The following is a 22,534-nucleotide window of genomic DNA, read 5'->3' on the forward strand; positions in this document are numbered from 1 at the left end:
GCCATCAGACATGTTGTCATTTAAATTTAAGCCACACTCGGCTGAGAAATTCAGAAATTTTACCGTTAATTACCGCATGTATATGCTCTCTGTTCATTCCTGGTGCATCATTACAAATAGCCGGGGCCATTTTATTTAATTGAGCAGAGCACGGTGAGAGAAAAACAAAATGACCGGCATTGTGTATGACCTGAAATTCATTTTCTGCAGCCAACATTTTGGCCAGCTCCCTCGAGTTTCCCTCCCAAGAAAGCTCTTCATCCTGATCACCAGTAAAAATAAGGGTAGGTTCAATCACTCTTCTTAGTGAACCGGGAGAAAATGCTATGCTCACCGGAGCCATGAAAATCCATGCTTTTATTCTCGAGTCTGGGAGGGCAACTAAACCAGGCTGATCATTGATGATTTTCCCTTTGGTCGAGCATATGGCTTTCATTTCATACTTACGACAATAATTTTCATAGCGTCCTGAATCAATTTCCCCTCCTCTTAACAACAATCCTGTTGCACCACCGGCAGAGAAACCAATAAATGCTATTTTATCTACATCAACATATGCAGCTAGCTCTGCATTATTAGTTACTGCTGTAATGGCGGCAGAAATTTGTAATGGGCGGCCATACCATGAACTAATGGCCCCCGCCCCAGTCTGATCCTTGTAGTTGTCACCAGGGTGAGTGAGGGTAACAACAATATTGCCCTGCCGAGCCAGAGTTGTGGCAAGGTCATGATGACTCCACAAACTACCGGCGTTGCCATGTGAGATAACTATGACTGGATAGCGGCCTGGTACTATATCCAGCGCCTTTTTTGCCGCTATTTGATAAGGGCCTATCGTAGTTGGTGTGTTTTCTGCAGCCACACCGGGGTAGAAATATACGGCATCCATCGGCTTTCCGCCTACAGGATCTGTCACTATGAGACGCTTAAACCCTGTATATTCAGCCGATACGACGAAGGATGACAAGGCACTGCACGTACATATTGCACAAAGTAAAAAATAACGGAAAAAAAGCCTCATCAGATATCCTTTCTGATCCAATCGACATTGGGACGACACGCTACCACTATCGCCATGAGGAGTCATTTTTAACAAAAAAATGGGAGCGAATAATTCGCTCCCATTTTGTATAGATCCGTTGACTACCCTTCCTGATTTTCCTCCGCTACCGGCTCGACACCGGCGGCGGGTTCTATCTCGATGCGATCGACTCGCTGTAAACCACGGGGCAGCTTGGCGCCACGGCGGCCGCGTTCGCCGCGGTAGTAGTCGAGATCAGAGGGTTTGAGGGTCAGCTTGCGCTTGCCGGCAAACAGGGTGACATATTGCCCCTGCGGGATAATGGCGGCCATCACCATAAACTCTTCCCGCGCTTTCACGCGAGCCGACGGTATGCTGATCAGCTTGTTGCCCTTGCCCTTGCCGAGTACCGGCAGGGTGTTAAGCGGGAATAGCAACATGCGCCCTTCGTTGGAGATGGCCATGCAGAGATCCGTTTCCGGCGAGCCAATCTTCTGGGGTGCCATCACCTGGCCACCTTCCGGCACGGTGAGCAGCGCCTTGCCATTCTTGTTCTTGCCGATGAGGTCGTCATAGGTGCAGACGAAGCCGTAACCGGCGTCAGAGCAGATGAGATACGGCTCGCCTTCGTTACCCATCACCAGATGGCGCACCTCTTCGCCTGGACCCAGCGCAAAGCGGCCGGTGAGCGGCTCGCCCTGACTGCGGGCCGATGGCAGCGTGTGGGCCTCCAGCGCATAGGTGCGTCCCAGGGTCGAGAGGAACACCGCCTGCTGGTTGCTGCGACCGCAGGCGTGGGCGAGATAGCCATCCCCCGCCTTGTATGAGAGGCCTTCCACGTCCACATCGTGGCCCTTGGCGGCCCGCACCCAACCCTTGTCAGAGAGGATGACAGTGACCGGCTCGCTCGGGGTCAGCTCTTTCTCGGTCAGAGCGACCGCGCTGGCGCGCTCCACCAGCGGGGTGCGGCGATCGTCGCCGTACTTCTCGGCATCCGCCAGCAGCTCTTTCTTGAGCAGGGTGTTGAGGCGGCGCTCCGAGCCCAGCAGCAGTTCGAGCTTGTCGCGCTCTATGGCCAGTTCATCCTGCTCGGCGCGCAGCTTGAACTCTTCCAGCTTGGCCAGATGGCGCAGTTTGAGCTCGAGGATAGCCTCGGCCTGGGTCTCACTGATGTTGAAACGCTCCACCATCACCTTGCCCGGCTCATCCTCGGTGCGGATGATCTCGATCACCTCGTCGATGTTGAGATAAGCCACCAGCAAGCCTTCGAGGATGTGCAGGCGAGCCAGCACCTTGTCGAGGCGATACTGCAGGCGACGGCGCACCGTCTCGCGGCGGAAAATGATCCACTCGGAGAGGATCATCTTGAGGGTCTTCACCTGGGGACGGTTGTCCAGACCCAGGATGTTGAGGTTGACCCGGTAGTTCTTCTCCAGATCCGTGGTGGCGAACAGGTGGGCCATCAGCGCCTCCATGTCCACCCGGTTGGAGCGGGGGATGATCACCAGACGGGTCGGGTTTTCGTGGTCCGATTCGTCCCGCAGGTCGGTGACCATGGGCAGCTTCTTGGCCACCATCTGGGCGGCAATCTGCTCCATGATCTTGGCGCCGGAGGCCTGATGGGGCAGCGCGGTGATGACGATGTCGCCATCTTCCTCGCTCCACACCGCCCGCTGCTTGATGGAACCCTTGCCGGTCTCGTAGATTTTGCGGATGTCATCGCGCGGCGTGATGATCTCGGCGCTGGTCGGGTAGTCCGGCCCCTGAATGTGCGACATCAGCACGTCCAGCCCCGCATCGGGGTTGTCGAGCAGCTCGGCGCAGGCGTAGGCCACTTCCCGCGCGTTGTGGGGCGGAATGTCGGTCGCCATGCCCACGGCTATGCCGGTGATGCCGTTGAGCAGTATGTGCGGCAGGCGGGCGGGCAGTACCACCGGCTCTTTCATGGTGCCGTCGAAGTTCGGCGTCCACTCCACAGTCCCCTGACCAAGCTCGGAGAGCAGCAGTTCGGAGAAGCGTGACAGGCGCGCCTCGGTATAACGCATGGCGGCGAAGGATTTGGGATCGTCCGGCGCACCCCAGTTGCCCTGACCGTCCACCAGCGGGTAGCGGTAGGAGAAGGGCTGGGCCATCAACACCATGGCTTCATAACAGGCGCTGTCGCCGTGGGGATGGTACTTACCCAGCACGTCACCCACGGTACGGGCGGATTTCTTGTGCTTGGAGAGGGCCGACAGACCCAGCTCGCTCATGGCGTAGATGATGCGCCGCTGTACGGGTTTGAGGCCATCACCGATATGCGGCAGGGCCCGGTCCATGATGACGTACATGGAGTAGTTCAAGTAAGCCTGTTCGGTAAAGGTGCGCATTGGCTGGCGCTCTACCCCGTCCAGACTGAGCTCGATAGCATCACTCATAAGGTTGTTCTCTTGCTGGGGCGCGCCACCGGGTGGTGCGCCTGAAATTCGGGTCGACTGGCGACAGACGCCACTGGCTTAGATGATCGCAAGGTTGCCCTTCTCTTCCAGCCACTCGCGACGATCCGGGGCACGCTTCTTGGCCAGCAGCATGTCCATCAGTTGCAGGGTTTCGTCCCCCTCTTCCATCTCGCCCATGGTGAGCTGCACCAGGCGGCGGGTATTGGGATCCATGGTGGTTTCCCGCAGCTGCTTCGGGTTCATTTCACCCAGACCCTTGAATCGGGTCACCATCACCTTGCCCTTCTTCTTCTCGGCCTCGACCCGCTGCAGCACGCCGTTCTTCTCGTCCTCGTCGAGGGCGTAGTAGACCTCCTTGCCGATGTCGATCCGGTAGAGCGGCGGCATGGCCACATAGACGTGGCCCTTGTTGACCAGAGTGCGGAAATGCTTCACGAAGAGCGCGCAGAGCAGGGTGGCGATGTGCAGACCGTCCGAGTCCGCATCCGCGAGGATGCATACCTTGCCGTAGCGCAGGCCGGAGAGATCCTCCGAGTCCGGATCCAGGCCGATGGCCACCGAGATGTCGTGCACTTCTTGCGAGGCAAGCACTTGACCGGCCTCCACTTCCCAGGTGTTCAGGATCTTGCCGCGCAGGGGCATGATGGCCTGAAATTCGCGATCCCGCGCCTGCTTGGCGCTGCCGCCTGCGGAGTCACCCTCCACCAGGAACAATTCGCCTTGCATGGGATCGGCGCAGTTGCAGTCGGTCAGCTTGCCGGGCAGGGCTGGGCCCTGGGTGATTTTCTTGCGCACCACCGTCTTGGCGGCGCGCAGCCGGCGCTGGGCGCTGGAGATGCAGATCTCGGCGATCTGCTCCGCCAGCTCGGTGTTGCTGTTGAGGAACAGGCTGAAGGCATCCTTCACCACCCCCGACACGAAGGCCGAGCTCTGGCGCGACGACAGCCGTTCCTTGGTCTGGCCGGCGAACTGGGGATCCTGCATCTTGATGGAGAGGATGTAGGCGCAGCGATCCCAGATGTCTTCCGGGGTCAGCTTGACCCCGCGCGGCAACAGGTTGCGGAACTCGCAGAACTCGCGCATGGCATCGAGCAGCCCCTGGCGCAGGCCGTTGACGTGAGTACCGCCCTGCGGCGTCGGGATCAGGTTCACATAGGATTCGGCGAGGCACTCGCCCCCCTCCGGCAACCAGCAGAGCGCCCAGTCCACGGCGGACTGCTCGGTGCTGAAGGCGCCGACGAAGGGCTGCTCCGGCAGGCAGGTGAACTGCTTGACTGCATCGATCAGGTAATCCTTGAGGCCATCTTCGTAGCACCACTCCAGCTTGATGCCGGTGTTCTTGTCGAGGAACCTGATGGTGAGGCCGGGGCAGAGCACGGCCTTGGCCTTGAGCAGGTGCTCCAGCTTGGTGACCGAGAAGCGGGGCGAGTCGAAATAGCTCGCCTGCGGCCAGAAGCGCACCCGGGTGCCGGTGTTGCGGCGCCCGCAGGTGCCCGTGATAGTCAGCTCCTGCACCTTGTCGCCGCGCTCGAAGGCGATGTCATAGACCTGGCCATCGCGGCGCACCGTCACCTCGACCCGATCGGAGAGGGCGTTCACCACCGAAATGCCCACCCCGTGCAGACCGCCGGAGAACTGGTAGTTCTTGTTGGAAAACTTTCCCCCCGCGTGCAGCTTGCAAAGGATCAGCTCCACGCCGGATACCCCCTCCTCCGGGTGAATGTCGACCGGCATGCCACGGCCGTCATCGATCACCTCGAGGGACTGGTCTTCATACAGGGTCACCTCCAAGGTACGGGCGTGGCCCGCCAGCGCCTCGTCGACGCTGTTGTCGATGACCTCCTGGCCGAGGTGATTGGGCCGGGTGGTGTCTGTGTACATGCCGGGGCGACGACGCACCGGTTCGAGGCCATTGAGGACCTCAATGGCATCCGCATTGTATTGAGTGGACATGGAGGGCCTTGCGAATTGACGTTTGGGGAGAATCTTACTCGTTGGGAGGGTCTTGGACAAACCCGACTGAGGGAAAGGGTGATCCAGACAGGGGCCAACCAGTCCCCAGTCCGGACTCAGGTCGCGACTGACGCCACCGGCAGCGCCTGCTGCAGCTGGGAGAGGGCGCTGTGCAGCCGCCACACCATGCCCGCCAGATCCAGCGCCGCCGGATCCCGATGACGAGCCAGCCCCTGGCTGATGCGTCGCAGCTCGGTCAGCGTCCGTTCGAGGGAGTCATGCTGCACCCCCCGCTCGGTGAGGATCCCTCGCAGACAGCGGATGCAGGCGTCTCGCACCAGATAAAGCGGCTGATCCCGCCCCTGCCACTGGCGCAACTGCCAGACGATGTGGCTGCAGTTGAGCAGCACCACACCCCAGCGCAGCACCCAGAGCCGGGCAGCCTGATCCTGGCTCTGGCTGAGCTGGCTGATGCCGTAATAGATGCGTGATTCGAACTGGCTCTCGCTCTGGTGGGGAGTCAGCGCCAACTGATCCATGAAGTCGTGGCGCAGGGTACGCATGATGCGGTGACTCTTGCGCCGATCCGAACTCGGCCGCAGGATCTGGAATGCCAGCCCGGCCACCACCACCCCCAGCACCTTGCCGATACTGTCGTTGACGAAGGCTTGATAGTCGTAGCTCGGCGGATTGGTGATCGCGAGGAAGGAGCCCAGCAGCACGATGAGCTGTCCCCAGAGCGCCGCCGACGAGGGACGCTGCAACTTGATCAGTTGCATGGTGATGAGCGCAGGAAACAGCAGGGCGCAGAATAGCCAGAAGTCGTCGATGCGGATCATCAGGCCGAACTTGACCGCGAAACAGACAAGACTCAGCAACAAAACAGCCTGCAGCATGGTGTTGACCCCCTTCGTCGGGGTCGGTGTTGCAGAGTAGAGCACGCAGCAGATGGAGAGCAGGGTCAGCGCCGAGCCCCCGTCATCCCACTGGCTGTTGATCCAGAAGGCGCAACCCAGCAGCACGCAGAGGAAGGTGCGTCCACCGTTGTAAGCCGCCTCAAGGCTGTCGATATGGCTGGTGAGGACGCTGTGGCGCGGTGGGGCCGGCCACTCCTGATCGTCGTACTGATCCAGCCGGTGCAGCCAGCGCTGGCACTCCAGATAGCTCCAGCAGAAGTGGCGCAACCGCAGCCAGAAGGTGCGATAGCGATAATCGCACCCCTCGGTCGGCACAAACGGGGCCAGCAGGCGGGCGATACTGAGCTTGTCGCACGCCGGCTTGCCCAGCTCGGTCAGCAGGCTGGCCAGCAGTTCCTGCTGCCCGGCGGCCTGTTCTCGAAAGCTGTGCAGCATCCGCCGCTGGCTGGAGATCAGGCTGATGAGCCGCAACTGGCGGTGCAGCAGGAAGTTGAGCAGCTTGTTCTGGCGGCGCAGGCGGTGGTGACTCCAGACCGCCTGAATGCGCAGCACGTTCATGGTGAGGATCTGGCCGATCAACCCCTCGTGGGCGCTGCGCACATCGGGATTGGCATCCCCCAGCCAGAGCAGCTGGGCATGCTCCAGCAAGCGGGTCTGGGTCTTGCGCAGGGACTGGAGCAGGGTCTCGCTGTCAGAGGTGCTGGGCAGGATCATCATCATCAGACCACCGCAGAGAATGCCGATGATCACCTCGCTCACCCGCGCCTGGGCGATGTCGAAGATGCGTTGCGGATCGTCCACGTTGACGCAGGAGAAGGCGATGATGGCGGCCGTGTAGCCCGCCAGGGCAAAGGCGTAAGAGACGTTGTTCTGATAGTGGTTGGAGATGTAGGTGCACAAGCCCAGCCAGAGCGCGATAAGGAAACTGAACAGCCAGGGGTCGCTGATGCCAAGGCCGGTGATCACCACGGCCGCCATGGCACCGACCAAGCTGCCCACCACCCGCCCCAGACTCTTGCTGATGACCCCGCCGACGGTGGGAAAACTCACCACCGCGGCCGACGTCATGGCCCAATAGGGGGAGTCGAGTTGCAACACGAACGCCAGCCAGAGGGACAGGCACATGGCCAGACTGTTGCGCAGGGCATAACGCCACTGACCGCCGTTGGCCTTGCCCCAGGGGGTCTGGCGCCAGAGCGAGTCGCTCACCCTACTCCCCTATGGTGATGGTGCAGGTGGTGCCTGCAATCAGGGCTAGCCCGGGCGGCACATCCAGCAGGCGGATCCGCACCGGCACCCGCTGTGCCAGCCGCACCCAGGGCACGTTTGGCTTGACGTCGAGCAGCAGACCGTCACTCCCCTCCAGGCTCTGATCGTGAATGGCACGCCCTATGCTCTCCACCTCGCCGCGCAGCCGCTGCTCTCCGCTATAGAGCACCACCTCCGCTGGCTTGCCCGGCGCTATGTGCCTGAGTTTGGTCTCTTCGAAATAGCCCTGCACATAGAAGGAGTGGATATCCACCAGTGCCACCAGAGGCACCCCTGCGCTGGCATAATTGCCAACCCGGGTCTGCAGGTTGGTGATGTAACCATCGCTGGAGGCGTGTACCTCGGTCTTGGCGAGCGACCACTTCGCCTGCGCCAGATTGGCCTGCGCCACCTGATAGGCCGCCAGCATCGCCTGGGCATTGAGCCGAGCCTCATCCACCGCCTCGGCCGAGATGACGGTGCGGGAGAGACTCTGACGCCGACTCGCCTCGTGTTCGGCCTTGTCGAGATCCGATTTAGCCTTGGCGAGCGCTGCCTGGGCGTTGTCGAGGGCAATGCGATAGGGAGCGGGATCCAGAGTGAACAGGACGTCCCCCACCTTCACCAGTTGGTTGTCTCTGGTCCAGATCTTGATGATCTTGCCCGACACCTCGGGAGTGATGCTGACCAGCTCGGCCCGCACCTTGCCATCCCGGGTCCAGGGCCCCTGCATGTAGTAATTCCACAGCCACCAGCCCGCCGCCAGCGCCAGGGCACACACCAGCAGGGTGGAGAAGTATTTGAGGGTTGCGAGAGGTGATTTAGCCATGTAACAAGATCCATAAAGCACCGCTGACGGCGAGAATAAACAGGGAGAGATCCATCAGCAGGGGATGCCAGACATCCCCGCCATAGAGCCAGTCACGCAGCAGATGATGCACAGGCAGCCAGCCCAGCAGGCCGAACAGCACGGCCTTGAACAGGGGAGGAAAGTAGAGAGAGGCGCCCAGTATCAGGTCCGGCAGCGCTGAAGAGGTCGTCACAAGCAGGCTCCCTATTGGCAGAGAAAGGCAGAGGAAATCGGCCAGAGTCTGCTCCAGGGCAGACCTGCCAAGGTTAACACAGCCATTTCCAGCGCTACAGGAACAGATGGCGCCCTTGTGGTCAGACCACTCGGTCAGCCGGGTGATGCACCCCGTCTCGAGTCGGTACCTCGCCCAGCTCGAAGGGGTTGATCCCCTCGAGACAGGCGAGGTTGTAGCCATACTCGGCCGGGTTGGAGCGACGCTGGTGATGGGTGTAGATGCCACAAATACTGCAGAAGTAATGTTTCGCGGTGCGGGTGTTGAACTGATAGCAGCGCAGCGCATCCTTCCCTTGCAGGATGCGGATGCCCGAGAGCGGCACCGAGGCGACGATGGCACCGCGTCGCCGGCAGAGAGAACAGTCGCAGCGCCGCGGATCCACCACGCCATCCGGCAAGGTGAGTTCCAGCACCACTGCCCCGCAGTGGCAGCTGGCCTTGTGCTTCTCGTCAATGGGGGTATTGCCGATCTGTTTTATCATGCAGCCTCCTTGCTACCGGGCTCTTCGCCCTGACTGAATCAATCGAACAGCGTCTCGCGCCGCCCCTGTTGCAGATGAGCATGCAGGGTGCGCAGTTGGGATGCCACCACCCTGTGCAGGGAGAGCGCAGGCAGGGCATTGAGGGAGAAATAGGCAGCGCCCAGGGTCTCGTCGGTCTCGGTGAGCAGCTGGCCCCCCGTCACCTCGCACAGGAAGAAGGCCTTGTGGGCATGGGGCAGTTGCGGCGGATGGGGGTGCTTGAGCTTGTCGAACAGCGCCAGCAGTTGCACGGCCCGGCAGGCGAGACCAGTCTCTTCACTCACCTCGCGCACCACGGCACCGGCCGGCGAGTCGCCTATGTCGCACCAGCCGCCCGGCAGGGTCCAGCAGCCGTCGCTGCGCTCCTGTACCAGCAGGATGCGACCCGCGTCATTCAGGATCAGGGCCCGCACATCCAGCTTGGGGGTGGGATAGCCGCGATCGAGGGCGATCCACGCTGAGATTGCGGCGGGATCCAGCTCGCTCTGACTGGCAATAAGGGTGACCGTGGCCGCTCTGAGTGCCTCGAAACGCTCGATATCAAAGGGATCCTTGGAATAGGTGAGACCGGCCTGCGCCGTGGCCAGCACCTGTTCCAGAAAGGCGGCCAACGGCGGTTGCATGGCTAGAGCCCGAGGAAACGAATGATCTGGGCGGGGTAGCGCTCGAACCCGGTGAAGGCGTGATTGCCACCGCACTCCAGCGAGAGGCGGGCAAAGCGGTATTCCGTCAGCGCCTTGCGATAGTCGAGCACCTCATCCTCCTGCTGTTGCAGGATCCAGAGCCGTTCGGGGGCCGTTACCGGCACCGCCAGCGCCCGCAGCTCGTCCATGTGCGCCGGCAGCAGCTCGTACTGCTCGTCGGTATAGGGATTGACCTGGGGGCCCAGGTAGTCGCAGAGCAGCTCGTGAGGTCGCACCGCCGGGTTGATCAGGGCTGCGCGGCAGCCGTACTGCTCACTCACCCGGGTTGCCATAAATCCGCCGAGGGAGCTGCCTACGGCACCAAGTTTAAGGTTGTCCCCATGACGGGCGACAGCCTCTGCAATGGTCTGCGCTATGGCCGTCCAGGCCGCCGCCGGTGTATTGGGCTGAGCCGGGATGATCACCTCGATGTCGGGTCTGTGCGCCGCGACCCAGGCCGCCATCTGCTGCGCCTTGGCAGAGCCGGGAGAGGAGTTGAAACCGTGCAGATAAAGGAGAACCGACTTCATGCTATCGGCCTCCTCAATAACCGGTGGCATCGGGGTCGGGCACAAACTGCCCCACCGGCAAACGCCACACCTGACTCGCGACACGGCCATCCGGATGCAAGGTGAGATAGCGCCAGCCCGGACCTGACTCGTCCAGCGCGAAACCGTCGCTGAGCGGCTTGAACTGGATGCAGGTGGAGGGACTGGCGATCAGCCGCACCCCGCGATGCATCTCGTCAAACTCCTGATGCACATGGCCGAACAAGATGGTTTTCTGCTGGGGATGACGGGCCAGCACGGCGAACAGGTCATCGGCATTTTTGAGATTGTGCTGATCGAGCCAGGCGCACCCCACAGGCACGGCCTGATGATGCAGGGCGATCAGGGCATGACGCTCGGGGTGCTGACGCAGGGCCAGATCCAGCGCTGCCAGCTGATGGTCACCAAGCACGCCGTGAGGCTTGCCGCGTACCTGGGTATCCAGCAGTATCACCTGCCAGTGTTCGCCCACCAGCTGCTTGGCCTCGCTGATCCCGGCCGCATGCAGGTATTCGGTCATCAGAGGGCCGTCATCATGGTTGCCGGGCAGCCAGTAGATAGGACGGGCCAGCGGGGCCATCATGCTGGCAAAGCGCTGGTAGGATTCCGGACTGTGATCCTGCGACAGATCGCCGGTCGCCAGGATGAGATCAAACGGATGATCATTGGCCTGCACCCGCTCCAGCACGGCAGCCAGGCTCTCTGCGGTGCGCACAGCCAATAGACGCCCCTCGGCACTCGCGAAGAGGTGGGTGTCGGTAATTTGTAACAGGCGCACACTGCCGTCCTGCGCCTGGGGTAGCTCTGTTTCCAAAATCACGCTTCTTTATTTATAAGTTCAACTAGAGGATGTTGATCAGGCTGGTGCCATGTCTGAGACAAAATCTTAGCCAATCGGCCAGGAACAGATTTACCTGCTCCTTTTCATCCCGCTGGTGCATTTTTTTATTGGGATAATCATAACGTGGTTGCAACCTCGAAATCTGTTGTGCCGCACACACTTCCGCCATCCGCACATCATGATACAAACGAATCTCGATGCGAGCCTGCAAGTAGCTCGGCAATTCCGGGTTGTGCTGAGCCAGGATCACCTGGCTGGTAAAGCGGCTCTCCTCGCTGACGGTAAGCTGGAACTGCAGGCCGTTGCCGACCTGATAGCGGCGCTCGGCCCCGACTGTGCCGCCCGGCGGCAACAGTTTCATCAAGGCCATATAATTCACCTCGCAGGTCCGCTGCAAGGACATCAAATCAGGCACATAGCGTTTGGCCTGCAACTGGGCGAGCGCCATCTTAGCGTCCCGCCAGCCAGCGAGCCCGCAGCTCACCGTGATTGAGGGCCAGCCACTGCAAGGCGATGACGGAGGCCGCGTTGTCGATGCGCCCCTCTTTGAGCCAGGCATAGGCCTGCTCGCGGCTCACCACGTGCACCCGGATATCTTCCCCTTCCTCCGCCAGACCGTGGATCCCCTCGGCCTTGCTGGCATCCACCTCGCCGACAAAGACCTCGATGCGTTCTGTACTGCCGCCCGGACTCACCAGATAGCTGATGGCGTGCTCGCAGCGACCCACCTCGATGCCCGCCTCTTCCACCGCTTCGCGCCGCACTACGGCTTCGGCGGTCTCCCCTTCATCTATGATGCCGGCCACCAGCTCCAGCAGCCAGGGGGTAGTGCTGGTCTCGATGGCGCCGATACGAAACTGCTCCACCAGCACTATCTGATCGCGCACCGGATCATAGGGCAGCAGGGCGGCGGCATGACCGCGCTCGAACAGCTCGCGGACGATGGGCTCGTTCCAGCCTCCTGCAAATAACCTGTGCTGCAGGCGATAGATATTCACTTTGAAGAAACCGCTATATCCAGCTGATTTATCGATAATTTTTACATCATCAGCAGAATAGTGACGGGCTTGGGGCAAGGCTTGCTGCGACATACGAGACTCCCGCCAGCTTGACTTGGCTTGGTTAGACCATAAAATCCGGGAACATGAATGAACATTCATTCACTCGCTCCCGCCGGAGATGAGGGATGGATTTTAGCAGCCACAGGGCATTTGGCTAGGCACGAGGGGGAGAAAACTCACCCTCGTGCTTGACGTTCCTGTCGCTGGAAAAGAGACAGTTAGCATAAAATTTTGCTTATAGTAGAGTGATTAAGCTGAAATCAAGCTTGCTCAGTGACAATACCCCTCCTTCATCCAGCGACAGCTTTGGGTTAATACATAAGGTTAAAACGATCTATGAAAAGAACACTCTTGTCAGCCATGGTGTTGCTGGGCGTCAGCGCCGGCGCCCATGCCGAAAACCTGCTCGATATCTACCAACAGGCCCAGATCAAGGACACCCAGCTGCTGGAATCCAAAGCCAAGCGTGATCAGGCCTTCGAGAAGATCAACGAATCCCGCGCAGCCCTCTTGCCACAGATCAATCTGGGCGCCGGTCTGAACTACCTGCAGAACAAGGGTGACACCCAGACCAACAGCAACGCCACCGGCTCCCTGTCGCTGGATCAATCCATCTACCGTCGCAGCAACTGGGTCAACCTAGATCTGACCGAGAAGAGCGCTACCCAGTCCGACGTGGCCTACAACCTCGAAATCCAGAACCTGATGCTGCGTACCGCCCAGGCCTATTTCGACGTGCTCAAGGCGATGGACACCCTGGAGTTTGTTCGTGCCAACAAGGCCGCAGTAGAACGCCAGCTGGAACAGACCCAACAGCGCTTTGAAGTGGGCCTGACCGCCATCACTGACGTGCATGAAGCCGAGGCCGAGCGCGACCAGGCGCTGGCAGACGAGATCAACGCCGAGAACACCCTGGACAACAGTTACGAGAGCCTGCGCGAGCTGACCGGTATCGATCACCGTCAGCTGGACATCCTCAACACCGAGCGCTTCACCACGCAAAAAACCCCGTTCAACTCCGACAAGTGGCTGGAACTGGCGCTGGACAAAAACCTGCAACTGCACAGTGCCCGCATCGGCAAGGACATCGCCAAGGAACAGATCGATCTGGCCAAGACAGGTCACGAACCGACCGTAGATCTGGGCGCCGGTCTCTCCGCCAACTACAACGACTACAAGGACGAGATCCGCAACCCCGAGAGCAACGGCAATCAGGGCAACATAGGCCTGAACTTCAAGCTGCCGCTCTACACCGGTGGTGCGACCACTTCTCAGGTCAAGCAGTCACAGTTCAACTACGTGGCCGCCAGCGAGCAGCTGGAGCGCAGCTTCCGCACGGTACAAAGTACGGTTCGCTCTTCCTACAACAACGTGAACGCCAACATCGGCTCGGTGCGTGCCTATGGCCAGTCCGTTATCTCCGCCGACAGCGCCCTGAAGGCGACCGAGGCAGGTTACGAAGTCGGCACCCGTACCATAGTCGACGTGCTGGACTCTACCCGCAAGCTGTATCAGGCCAAGCAGAAGCTCTCCGAAGCTCGCTACAACTACATCCTCAGCATCCTCTCACTCAAACAGGCCGCCGGCATTCTGGAACAGAAGGACCTGGAAGACGTGAACCAGGGACTGATGCCCGCCACGGCAAAAGCCAAATCCTGATAACCGATAATACCCGGCATGAAAAAGGCGACCTCAAGGTCGCCTTTTTGTTATCCGTTCTTCACTCGTTGAGCGTACTGCCCCCAAGGTTGTGAACTGCCTCAATCGTCAGCCACGCTCGCGAATGGTCTTGATGATGTCGGAGGTGGAGCAGCCATCTTCGAAATTGAGTACGCGCACCTCGCCGCCATTGGCGGTCACTTCCGCGTAGCCGGCAATCTCTTCTGGCTGGTAGTCACCGCCCTTGACCAGCAGATCAGGCAGGACTTCGGCGATTAAACGCTGTGGCGTGTCTTCGGCAAAGGGGACGACCCAATCCACCGCGCCCAGTGCGGCCAATACAGCCATACGACGGTCGGTCGGGTTGACCGGGCGACCCGGCCCTTTCAGGCGACGAACGGAGTCATCGGTATTGACCGCCACTATCAGGCGATCCCCCAGCTTGCCAGCATTGGCGAGGTAGGAGACGTGACCGGCGTGCAGTATGTCGAAGCAACCGTTGGTCATCACCACTTTCTCACCACGCAGGCGGGCAGCCTGAACGGCAATCTTGAGCTGAGTTTCGGACATGACGCCAAAACCTGTCTCCTGCTCGCTGTAGATGGCGTTGGCGAGCTCGACCGGGCTGACGGTAGAGGTACCCAGCTTGCCGACCACGATGCCGGCGGCCGTGTTGGCCAGGGCACACGCCTCGCCCAGGCTCATACCGGCGGCCAGCGAGGTGGCCAGGGTAGAGATGACGGTATCACCGGCACCGGTCACGTCGTAGACCTCGTGGGCCTGGGCCGGCAGGTGCAGCTCTGGTTGACCTTCACGGATCAGGGTCATGCCATTTTCGGAACGGGTGACCAACAGGGCCTCCAGCTCGAAACGCTTGACCAGTTCCAGTCCCTTGGCAACCAGATCCTCTTCACTCTTCACCTTGCCCACCACGGCCTCGAACTCGGACATGTTGGGGGTCAGCAGGGTGGCACCGCGATACTTCTCAAACTCGGTCCCTTTCGGGTCGACCAGCACAGGAATGCCGGCAGCACGGGCACGCCGGATCATGCCGGGTACATCGTTGAGGGCACCCTTGCCGTAGTCGGAGAGGATCATCACGTCACTGTTTGGCAGGGCCTGCTCGACCTTGCCCATCAGCAGGGTGGAATCGACATCGTGGAACGCCTCTTCGAAGTCGAGACGCAGCAGTTGCTGGTTGCGGGACAACACCCGCAGCTTGGTGATGGTCGGATAGTCGGCCAGACGAACGAAATCACAGGCGACCTTGACGCCAGCCATCTGGCCAGCCAGAGCATCGGCGGCCTCATCCTGACCGGTCAGGCCCAGCAACACGGCGTGGGCACCCAGTGCGGCGGAGTTGAGTGCCACGTTGGCGGCGCCACCCGGGCGCTCTTCAATGTGTTCAACCTTGACCACGGGCACCGGCGCTTCGGGTGATATCCGGCCGGTGGGGCCATGCCAATAACGGTCCAACATGACATCGCCAACGACCAGAACGCGGGCTTTTTCAAACTCGGGCAGGGTGATCTTCATCTGTATCGACTCTCAAAACCTGAAAAATCAGTCGCCGATTTTATCACACTCTTTTACAGGGTGTGAAAAAAGCGCGCCCCCCTTCCCACTCTGGTGACAGTTCATGGCAGCTCGGATCAGGGAAGAGGCCATTCGCACCCGAGCCCGCTTTTCGGCTAGAATCCCCCAGATACGAGTAAAACTGTCCGATCAGGATATCCACGTGCCTTTATCGCCTCCCTTTTCGGCTGGACGCCTGCGGATCATGGCGATTGCGAACAAGAGACTTTTCATGGCCCACGATAATGCACCCCGACTCGAACCCCATCTGTTCCACCCCCGTTACTGGGGCAGCTGGCTCGGCCTCAGCCTGCTGTGGCTGCTGGTATTGCTGCCCTGGCGCAGCCAGATGTGGCTGGGACGCAGATTGGGCAACCTCGCCCGCAACCTGCTGAAATCCCGCGTCAAAATTGCTCGCCGCAATCTGGAATTGACGATGCCCGAGCTGACCAAGGATGAGCGGGAGAAGCTGCTCAAGGCCAACTTCGAGAGCGTGGGTTGTGCCATCTTCGAGGTGGGCATGGCCTGGTTCTGGCCGGATTGGCGGATGCGTAACCTGATGAAGGTGGAAGGGGAGGAGCACGTTATCGCCGCCATGGAGAAGGGCCAAGGCATGCTGCTGCTCTCCTGTCACTTCCTGACGCTGGAGCTCAATGCCCGCTGCTTCGGCCTGGTACGGCCCGGAGTCGGCGTCTATCGTCCCAATACCAACCCGGTATTGGAATATGCCCAATACCACGGCCGCTGCGCCTCCAACAAGTATCTGGTGGATCGCATGGATGTGAAGGGGATGATCAAGGCGCTGCGTAACGGCGATGCACTCTGGTACGCGCCGGATCACGACTACGGCGCTCATGCCAGCGTGTTCGTGCCCTACTTTGCAGTGGAGCAGGCAGCCACCATCTCTGGCACCGCGACCCTGGCCCGGGTAAAAAATACCGTCACCCTGCCCTGCTACAACATCCGCACCCAGGAGGGCTACGTCTTGCATATAGGGCCACCGCTCGCCGACTACCCCAGTGGTGACGACGTGGCCGACGCCACCCGCGCCAACAAGGAGATAGAGGCGGCGGTTCGCAAGGCCCCCGAGCAATACATGTGGCTGCATCGCCGCTTCAAGACCCGGCCCAATCCAGATGATGCAGGTTACTACTGAGTCATAAAGGGATGAAAAAACCGCCGCGAGGCGGTTTTTTCTGGCCAGCTGTCCGTAAAGGGTTTTCATTCGTGGCTGAATATTTTATTAATGACCCTGCCGAGCGGCGGGCCAGCTCTCGCCAGAGACAATAAAACGAACGAAGGGAAGCGAACATGAAAGCCACTCTTTTACTGGGCGCCTTGTGCACATTGACAGGTTGCAGTCACCAGACCCAGAGCGTGCACCTCACCTCTCTCCCCCTGAGCGGTATCACGGATGTGAATGCCCAGTGGAGCCCTATCAGCAGGAACGCATCCCGTTACCCCAAGGAGGCCATACTGGCCGAGAAAATGGGGTGCACCTCGCTCGAATACGTGATCAATAAAGCGGGCCTGGCCGAGCAGATCCGCGTTCTGGCCAGCAGTGACGAGGCATTCAGCGAGGCAGCCATAGAGACGCTGCAGCAGTGGCAATGGCAGGCAACCGCAGCCAATCCACGCCATCTCCCCGTCAAGTCCCAGACCCGGTTCGAATTCTGTATCGAGCATAACGACCAACCCTGCGATACCCGCGAGCTGACGCAGATCTGCCAGGGGGAGGACATGGTCCGCAGCACGGGGCTGGTCTACACCCAGGTCTGAGCACTGCCCAGCCAGGCTGGTACAGCCAACATGAAAAAGGTGAGCCAAGGCTCACCTTTTTCATGTTGGCAATTTTGCGTCACCGCCGTCGCAGGACATCATGTCCCCGCGTGCAACCAGGCAGCGATGGCCAATTGCAGCCGCACATAGTCGGCGTGATGGAACTGCGTCGACAAGGCAGCTTGCAACCCGACGTCGCCCGGATCCTGAGCCAACAACGCCAGAGAAGCCGACAAGTCGGTCAGCGCCGCCAGCCAGGCTGGCGCGCACGCACCGGCTGCGTCGATGATGAGCCCAACACCTTGCCGGATCTCGCACAACGCCAAGCGTCGCTGCTCGGGGTCCGCCTGCTCCAACCAATACTGCTCGTGATGTTGCCAGTGTTGCAGACCCGACGTGATGCGCATCGCGGCATCGGCCCCAATGGCCACAGGCAAAGATTGCAGCGTCAACGGCTTGCCGAGTCCCGCCAGCCGATAGCCGCGCTGCGCCTTGGATTGTGCCCCCAGCCTGATCCCGCCGAGCCCGGCCAGCTGTCCTGCCAACCCGAACAGGGCCCGTGCATCGCCGGACTTGAGCTCCAGCTCCAGCTCATCGATGCAGGTTTTGCCCAGTGAACCGACGATCTCGCCCTGATCCCAAGCCAGCTCGATCTCGGCACCTTCGAAAGCGACCAACCAGTGGCGCCGCAAAAAGTCGGTCCTGAACTGGGCAACCAGCTTGCCCTGGATCTCGTCACGCGCCGTCAGACTTGGCCAAAGCTCGACTGGAAAAGCGGCAAGCCGGGGAAAGTCGCCCTCTACGGGGGTATTGTATTCAGGACGGGCGTGCAATCCCCCCACCACCTGACCCCGGCATTTAATCGTCTGCTCGGCGAAATCATCGCTGCGACGAATACGCAATCCCATTTCCAGCTGACGTAACGCCAAGGTTGGCGTATCAAAATAGACATTGCCGAGCTCGACCTGGGAATTTGATATAATTTCTAGCGAATTCAGAAGTTTGGATAACGGTTGTTGAATATCTTGTGAGACAAAAAACTTTATCTCGATCTCAGTTTGCATAGTCATTCCGGGCTGGCAGGCAACTTTGGGGGACATGATGCGAAGCGCGAGGATATAATGCCTGCGATACATCAAGATTAATTCACGGTTTTATTGATGGCGCAGTTCGGTTACCATGCGCCCCTCATAAAATCGTATCGAGTGTTTTTTCACCGACACAGGTTTGTCCATGCCAGTAAATACTATTTTGGGGCTTTTTGCCAAGTCCCCCATCAAGCCGCTGCAGAAGCATATCGTCAAGGTTCACGTGTGCTGCGAGCAGCTCATTCCCTTCTTTGATGCCGTTGCCGAAGACCGTTGGGAAGATGCCGAGAAGATCCGGCTGCAGATCGCCCAACTGGAAAAAGAGGCGGACATCCTCAAGCGTGAAATTCGTCTGAAACTGCCTCGCGGCCTGTTCCTGCCGGTTGCCCGTACCGACCTGCTAGAGCTGTTGACCCAGCAAGACAAGATAGCCAACCGTGCCAAGGATATTTCCGGCCGCATGCTTGGTCGTCGAATGGAATTCCCTGCCGAGATGCGGGCCGACTTCATGGCCTATCTCAAACGTTGTATCGATGCGACCGCCCAAGCCGAAAAAGCCATCGGAGAACTCGATGAGCTGCTCGAAACCGGCTTCAAAGGACGTGAAGTTGAAATGGTTGCCGAGATGATCCATCAGCTGGATCTTATCGAGGACGATACTGACACCATGCAGATCGGGCTGCGCCAACAGCTGCAAGCGGTTGAGCAGAAGTACAACCCGATCGACGTTATGTTCCTCTACAAGATCCTCGAATGGGTAGGTGACCTGGCAGATCAGGCCGAGCGCGTTGGCGCCCGTCTGGAACTGATGCTGGCTCGTTCGTAATCGACTGACTGGGTAAACACTATACAATGGACATTATCGCGAATTACGGCACTACTCTGGTGCTCGTGGCGGCCTTGTTCGGCTTTTTGATGGCCTGGGGCATTGGCGCGAATGACGTGGCAAACGCCATGGGCACATCGGTCGGCACCAAATCCCTGACCATCCGTCAGGCGATCATCATCGCCATGATCTTCGAATTTGCCGGTGCCTATCTGGCCGGCGGTGAAGTCACCGCCACCATCCGCAACGGCATCATCGACAGCAACGCCTTTGCCGACAAGCCGGATCTGCTGGTGCTCGGCATGATAGCCTCCCTGCTGGCCGCCGGCGCCTGGTTGATCCTGGCCTCCTACTTCGGCTGGCCCGTCTCCACTACCCATTCCATTATCGGCGCCATCGTCGGCTTCGCCGTGGTGAGCATTGGCCCGGAAGCGGTGCAGTGGAGCAAGTTCGGCGGCATCGTCGGATCCTGGATCATCACTCCGGCCATCTCTGGCGTGATCGCCTACTTCATGTTCATCAGCGTGCAGAAGCTCATCTTCAACACCGATGATCCCCTCAACAACGCCAAGCGCTACGTGCCCTTCTATATGTTCCTGACCGCGCTGGTGATCTGTCTGGTGACCATCAAGAAGGGGCTGACCCACGTCGGCCTGCACCTGACCGACGGCGAAGGGATCATGCTCTCCATCGCCATCTCCATCGCAGTGGCATTCGCTGGCTGGCTCTATATCCGTGGACAGCAATACAACCCGCAGGATGACAGCAAGATGCACTTCGCCAACGTGGAGAAGGTGTTCGGCATCCTGATGATCATCACCGCCTGCGCCATGGCCTTCGCCCACGGCTCCAATGACGTGGCCAACGCCATAGGCCCGCTCTCTGCCGTGGCGTCCATCGTCGCGGCTGGCGGCGAGATCGGCGGCAGTTCCCATATTGCCTGGTGGATCCTGCCGCTCGGCGGCATCGGCATCGTCATCGGCCTCGCGACCATGGGCGAGAAGGTGATGGCTACCGTCGGTACCGGCATCACTCACCTGACCCCGAGCCGTGGCTTCGCCGCCCAGCTGGCCACGGCCGCGACCGTGGTGATTGCCTCCGGTACCGGTCTGCCCATCTCCACCACCCAGACTCTGGTGGGTGCCGTGATGGGCGTCGGTCTGGCCCGTGGCATTGCCGCCCTGAATCTGGGCGTACTGCGCAATATCGTGGTCTCCTGGATCATCACCTTGCCCGCAGGTGCCATTCTGGCCATCGCCATCTTCTACGTGCTGCAAGCCTGTTTCTCCTGATACGCACAGCAGCAAACAGCCCGGGTCACTGACCCGGGCTTTTTTATATCCCTCTCCGCCTGAAAGCCGGGAAGTGACGATGCACATGGCGGTCAACAAGGCTCCCGAGTCGGCGCCTATGTGTCATTTCAGACCCGCCTACCTTCCTGCTGCTGCAACCGGCTTGCATCCCCTGCCTTGCAGGTGCAGACTGTTTTGCCTTGTTTTTTGTTTGATTCAATTCAAGGCACCTATCATGACTCCTGCCATCAATCTCCTGAAAAAGCTGAAGATCCCCTACAAGCTCTACCCCTACGAGTGCGAAGCTCACGACGATTTCGGCAAGCATGCCGCGACCCAGCTCGGTCTGCCAGAGGCACAGGTATTCAAAACCCTGGTCGCCCATCACGACAAGCAGGCGGTGGTCGCCATAGTGCCCTCATCGGGGATGTGCAGCCTCAAACATCTGGCCAAGGCTGCCGGTTTGAAGAAGGTGGAGATGATGAAACCGGCAGAGGCCGAGAAGCTGACCGGCTACAAGGTGGGCGGCATCAGCCCGCTGGCCCAGAAGAAGCTCTTGCCTACCGTCCTCGACGACTCGGCCATGCAGTTTGACGAGATACTGGTGAGCGGCGGCAAGCGCGGCCTCTCGGTCGGGGTGTCGCCCCGCGAGATGCAAGAAAAGATGGGTTGGCTTATCGCTGCCATTGGCGAGTAGGCAAACGGATACGCCAATGGCAGCGTCTGATCATGACTCTTCCATCGCCAACGCACGCCGACCATGCAGATTCAGATCGGCGAGCGTGAAACGTTGCTGCCAATTGGCTTCATAGTCTTCACGCGGGAAATCTCCCGGCGATATCCCCTGCTTCAGCGCCGTCCTTACCTTGTGCGCATAGGCCCGGTTTTTATCGCACATCGGTGCCGCCGGTATATACATCACGTTCCCCCAACCCTGCTGGTTTTCGACGGGAGCAACCGAGTGGACAAGATCACAATGCCACCACACGGAATCCCCCGCCTCCAGCGCAGGGATCGACGTCAAGGCCCTGATAAGCAAAGGATGCCACCTTTCGGAAATGGGCAGGACCTTGCCGGGTGCCACTCCGCACAACTCATCTTCCGGCACATCATCCAGCAGCGGGCGCAGCAGGATGTACGCCATCGCTTCCGGAATGGGGACAACGTGGAGCAAACCTTGATCGGGGAGCATGTCAGAGAGGGCGGTCCAGCCCTGGAAGGTGCGAAAGACCGAGCACTTGGTCGTGTTGTCGACCGTATACTCTTCCACCTCGGTCCGGTGAGCAGCATTCCAGGGATCGTAGCGCTCGAACTGGCCATTGAAGATATTGGCGAACACCTGCTGGTAGGCCGGCAACAGCCAGCGTTCCAAAGCCCCCGAATCCGTGTGGGCTCCCAAACCTTTCGATGTTGTGCCAGGAATACGGCGGCGAATGCGATCGGGATAAATCACGCTAATGTCAGGATTGAACCACTGTTTGCCATCCTGTTCGGATCTCCACAAGCGATTGAGGAATGACTGTACCGTCGCCATCTCGTCGCTCTGGCGCGCCTGCATCTGGGCCTGTGACCAGTAGATGGGATAGATTTCCGGACGCGAGGCATCCAGGGATCCGAAGAAGGTGTCACCAGGGCCTCGATACATCTCGTCAAAGCGGTTGAGATCCAGGTATTCCAGCATCGATTGATCCCACGCCAGCGCCTGCTCACGTGCAAAATGACCTTTCATGACTACACAGCCTCGGCGCTTGATCTGATCGCGCACCGCATCCGCCACACCGCCAGCCGCCACTTCGCGATAGTCAAGCACGGGCCACACCGGGTCCCCCTGTGCTTTCAGCCGCTCTATTTCGGCAAGACGAGCCTCCATGTGCTGACTCAAACGGTTAAACATCGCATGCACATCACCGAGTTGCGCACGCAATACACGCTTCATCTGACAGATCGCCGCTTTGTGGTCAGCCGGCAGAGTGTCGCAGGAAAAAGTAGTTGTCATTATG

21 protein-coding genes are annotated in these 22,534 nt (G+C 59.7%); 6 read left to right on the top strand and 15 right to left on the bottom strand.

The features are described from left to right. Positions 1-16: 16 nt before the first annotated feature. The 12 genes from ACW5XD_RS21045 to nudF form a co-directional block, all read right to left on the bottom strand. Positions 17-1,021 carry an alpha/beta hydrolase family protein gene (locus ACW5XD_RS21045; RefSeq protein WP_456496563.1) on the bottom strand — a complete coding sequence of 335 codons (1,005 nt, stop codon included), beginning with the start codon at positions 1,019-1,021 and terminating at the stop codon, positions 17-19. A gap of 122 nt (positions 1,022-1,143) precedes the next feature. After that, positions 1,144-3,438, bottom strand: a complete 2,295-nt coding sequence (parC, locus tag ACW5XD_RS21050; protein WP_456496564.1) for a DNA topoisomerase IV subunit A — start codon at positions 3,436-3,438, stop codon at positions 1,144-1,146. A 78-nt stretch (positions 3,439-3,516) separates the two neighbouring features. Next, complete coding sequence (gene parE, locus ACW5XD_RS21055; protein ID WP_456496565.1) at positions 3,517-5,412, bottom strand: DNA topoisomerase IV subunit B; 1,896 nt, start codon at positions 5,410-5,412, stop codon at positions 3,517-3,519. A 116-nt stretch (positions 5,413-5,528) separates the two neighbouring features. Then, the gene (locus ACW5XD_RS21060) at positions 5,529-7,538 is read right to left on the bottom strand and encodes an FUSC family protein (RefSeq protein ID WP_456496566.1); all 2,010 of its coding nucleotides are present in this window, start codon (positions 7,536-7,538) and stop codon (positions 5,529-5,531) included. 1 nt (position 7,539) lies between these two features. Further along, complete coding sequence (locus tag ACW5XD_RS21065) at positions 7,540-8,406, bottom strand: efflux RND transporter periplasmic adaptor subunit (protein WP_456496567.1); 867 nt, start codon at positions 8,404-8,406, stop codon at positions 7,540-7,542. After that, entirely contained in the window at positions 8,399-8,641 is a 243-nt protein-coding gene (locus ACW5XD_RS21070) for a DUF1656 domain-containing protein (RefSeq protein ID WP_456496591.1), read from the bottom strand. The genes ACW5XD_RS21065 and ACW5XD_RS21070 overlap by 8 nt, the downstream gene beginning before the upstream one ends. Positions 8,642-8,741: 100 nt before the next feature. Beyond that, complete coding sequence (locus ACW5XD_RS21075; protein WP_456496568.1) at positions 8,742-9,143, bottom strand: GFA family protein; 402 nt, start codon at positions 9,141-9,143, stop codon at positions 8,742-8,744. Between the two features lie 38 nt (positions 9,144-9,181). Continuing rightward, on the bottom strand, positions 9,182-9,805 hold the full coding sequence (locus tag ACW5XD_RS21080) for an NUDIX hydrolase (RefSeq protein WP_456496569.1): 624 nt from the start codon (positions 9,803-9,805) through the stop codon (positions 9,182-9,184). Between the two features lie 2 nt (positions 9,806-9,807). After that, positions 9,808-10,395: a YqiA/YcfP family alpha/beta fold hydrolase gene (locus ACW5XD_RS21085; RefSeq protein ID WP_456496570.1), complete on the bottom strand. Its 588-nt coding sequence runs from the start codon at positions 10,393-10,395 to the stop codon at positions 9,808-9,810. Between the two features lie 13 nt (positions 10,396-10,408). Further along, positions 10,409-11,227 carry a 3',5'-cyclic-AMP phosphodiesterase gene (gene cpdA / locus ACW5XD_RS21090; RefSeq protein WP_456496571.1) on the bottom strand — a complete coding sequence of 273 codons (819 nt, stop codon included), beginning with the start codon at positions 11,225-11,227 and terminating at the stop codon, positions 10,409-10,411. Positions 11,228-11,255: 28 nt separating this feature from the next. Continuing rightward, positions 11,256-11,702 carry a DUF1249 domain-containing protein gene (locus ACW5XD_RS21095; RefSeq protein WP_456496572.1) on the bottom strand — a complete coding sequence of 149 codons (447 nt, stop codon included), beginning with the start codon at positions 11,700-11,702 and terminating at the stop codon, positions 11,256-11,258. Position 11,703: 1 nt separating this feature from the next. Further along, the gene (gene nudF / locus ACW5XD_RS21100) at positions 11,704-12,345 is read right to left on the bottom strand and encodes an ADP-ribose diphosphatase (protein WP_456496573.1); all 642 of its coding nucleotides are present in this window, start codon (positions 12,343-12,345) and stop codon (positions 11,704-11,706) included. A 306-nt stretch (positions 12,346-12,651) separates the two neighbouring features. Between nudF and tolC the strand changes: the two genes are divergently transcribed. Continuing rightward, entirely contained in the window at positions 12,652-13,974 is a 1,323-nt protein-coding gene (tolC, locus tag ACW5XD_RS21105; protein ID WP_456496574.1) for an outer membrane channel protein TolC, read from the top strand. 108 nt (positions 13,975-14,082) lie between these two features. Here tolC and hldE read toward each other — a convergent pair whose 3' ends face one another. Further along, positions 14,083-15,510, bottom strand: a complete 1,428-nt coding sequence (gene hldE, locus ACW5XD_RS21110; RefSeq protein WP_456496575.1) for a bifunctional D-glycero-beta-D-manno-heptose-7-phosphate kinase/D-glycero-beta-D-manno-heptose 1-phosphate adenylyltransferase HldE — start codon at positions 15,508-15,510, stop codon at positions 14,083-14,085. A 271-nt stretch (positions 15,511-15,781) separates the two neighbouring features. Here hldE and lpxL point away from each other — a divergent pair, with 271 nt between their 5' ends. After that, entirely contained in the window at positions 15,782-16,705 is a 924-nt protein-coding gene (lpxL, locus tag ACW5XD_RS21115) for an LpxL/LpxP family Kdo(2)-lipid IV(A) lauroyl/palmitoleoyl acyltransferase (RefSeq protein ID WP_456496576.1), read from the top strand. Between the two features lie 155 nt (positions 16,706-16,860). After that, the gene (locus ACW5XD_RS21120; protein WP_456496577.1) at positions 16,861-17,328 is read left to right on the top strand and encodes an energy transducer TonB; all 468 of its coding nucleotides are present in this window, start codon (positions 16,861-16,863) and stop codon (positions 17,326-17,328) included. A 98-nt stretch (positions 17,329-17,426) separates the two neighbouring features. Here the strand turns inward: ACW5XD_RS21120 and ACW5XD_RS21125 are convergent, their stop codons facing one another. Then, on the bottom strand, positions 17,427-18,392 hold the full coding sequence (locus ACW5XD_RS21125) for a CYTH domain-containing protein (protein ID WP_456496578.1): 966 nt from the start codon (positions 18,390-18,392) through the stop codon (positions 17,427-17,429). Positions 18,393-18,561: 169 nt separating this feature from the next. Here ACW5XD_RS21125 and ACW5XD_RS21130 point away from each other — a divergent pair, with 169 nt between their 5' ends. From ACW5XD_RS21130 to ybaK, 3 genes are all read left to right on the top strand, one after another. Continuing rightward, positions 18,562-19,242 (top strand): TIGR00153 family protein, encoded by a 681-nt coding sequence (locus ACW5XD_RS21130; protein WP_456496579.1) that lies wholly within the window; start codon positions 18,562-18,564, stop codon positions 19,240-19,242. A gap of 26 nt (positions 19,243-19,268) precedes the next feature. Then, on the top strand, positions 19,269-20,534 hold the full coding sequence (locus ACW5XD_RS21135) for an inorganic phosphate transporter (RefSeq protein WP_456496580.1): 1,266 nt from the start codon (positions 19,269-19,271) through the stop codon (positions 20,532-20,534). A 235-nt stretch (positions 20,535-20,769) separates the two neighbouring features. Beyond that, complete coding sequence (ybaK, locus tag ACW5XD_RS21140; protein WP_456496581.1) at positions 20,770-21,231, top strand: Cys-tRNA(Pro) deacylase; 462 nt, start codon at positions 20,770-20,772, stop codon at positions 21,229-21,231. Between the two features lie 30 nt (positions 21,232-21,261). Here the strand turns inward: ybaK and ACW5XD_RS21145 are convergent, their stop codons facing one another. Next, positions 21,262-22,530, bottom strand: coding sequence for a DUF1479 domain-containing protein (locus ACW5XD_RS21145; protein WP_456496582.1), 1,269 nt, complete (start codon positions 22,528-22,530; stop codon positions 21,262-21,264). Positions 22,531-22,534 lie beyond the last annotated feature (4 nt).

The sequence above is a fragment of the Aeromonas enterica genome (genome assembly GCF_054052465.1).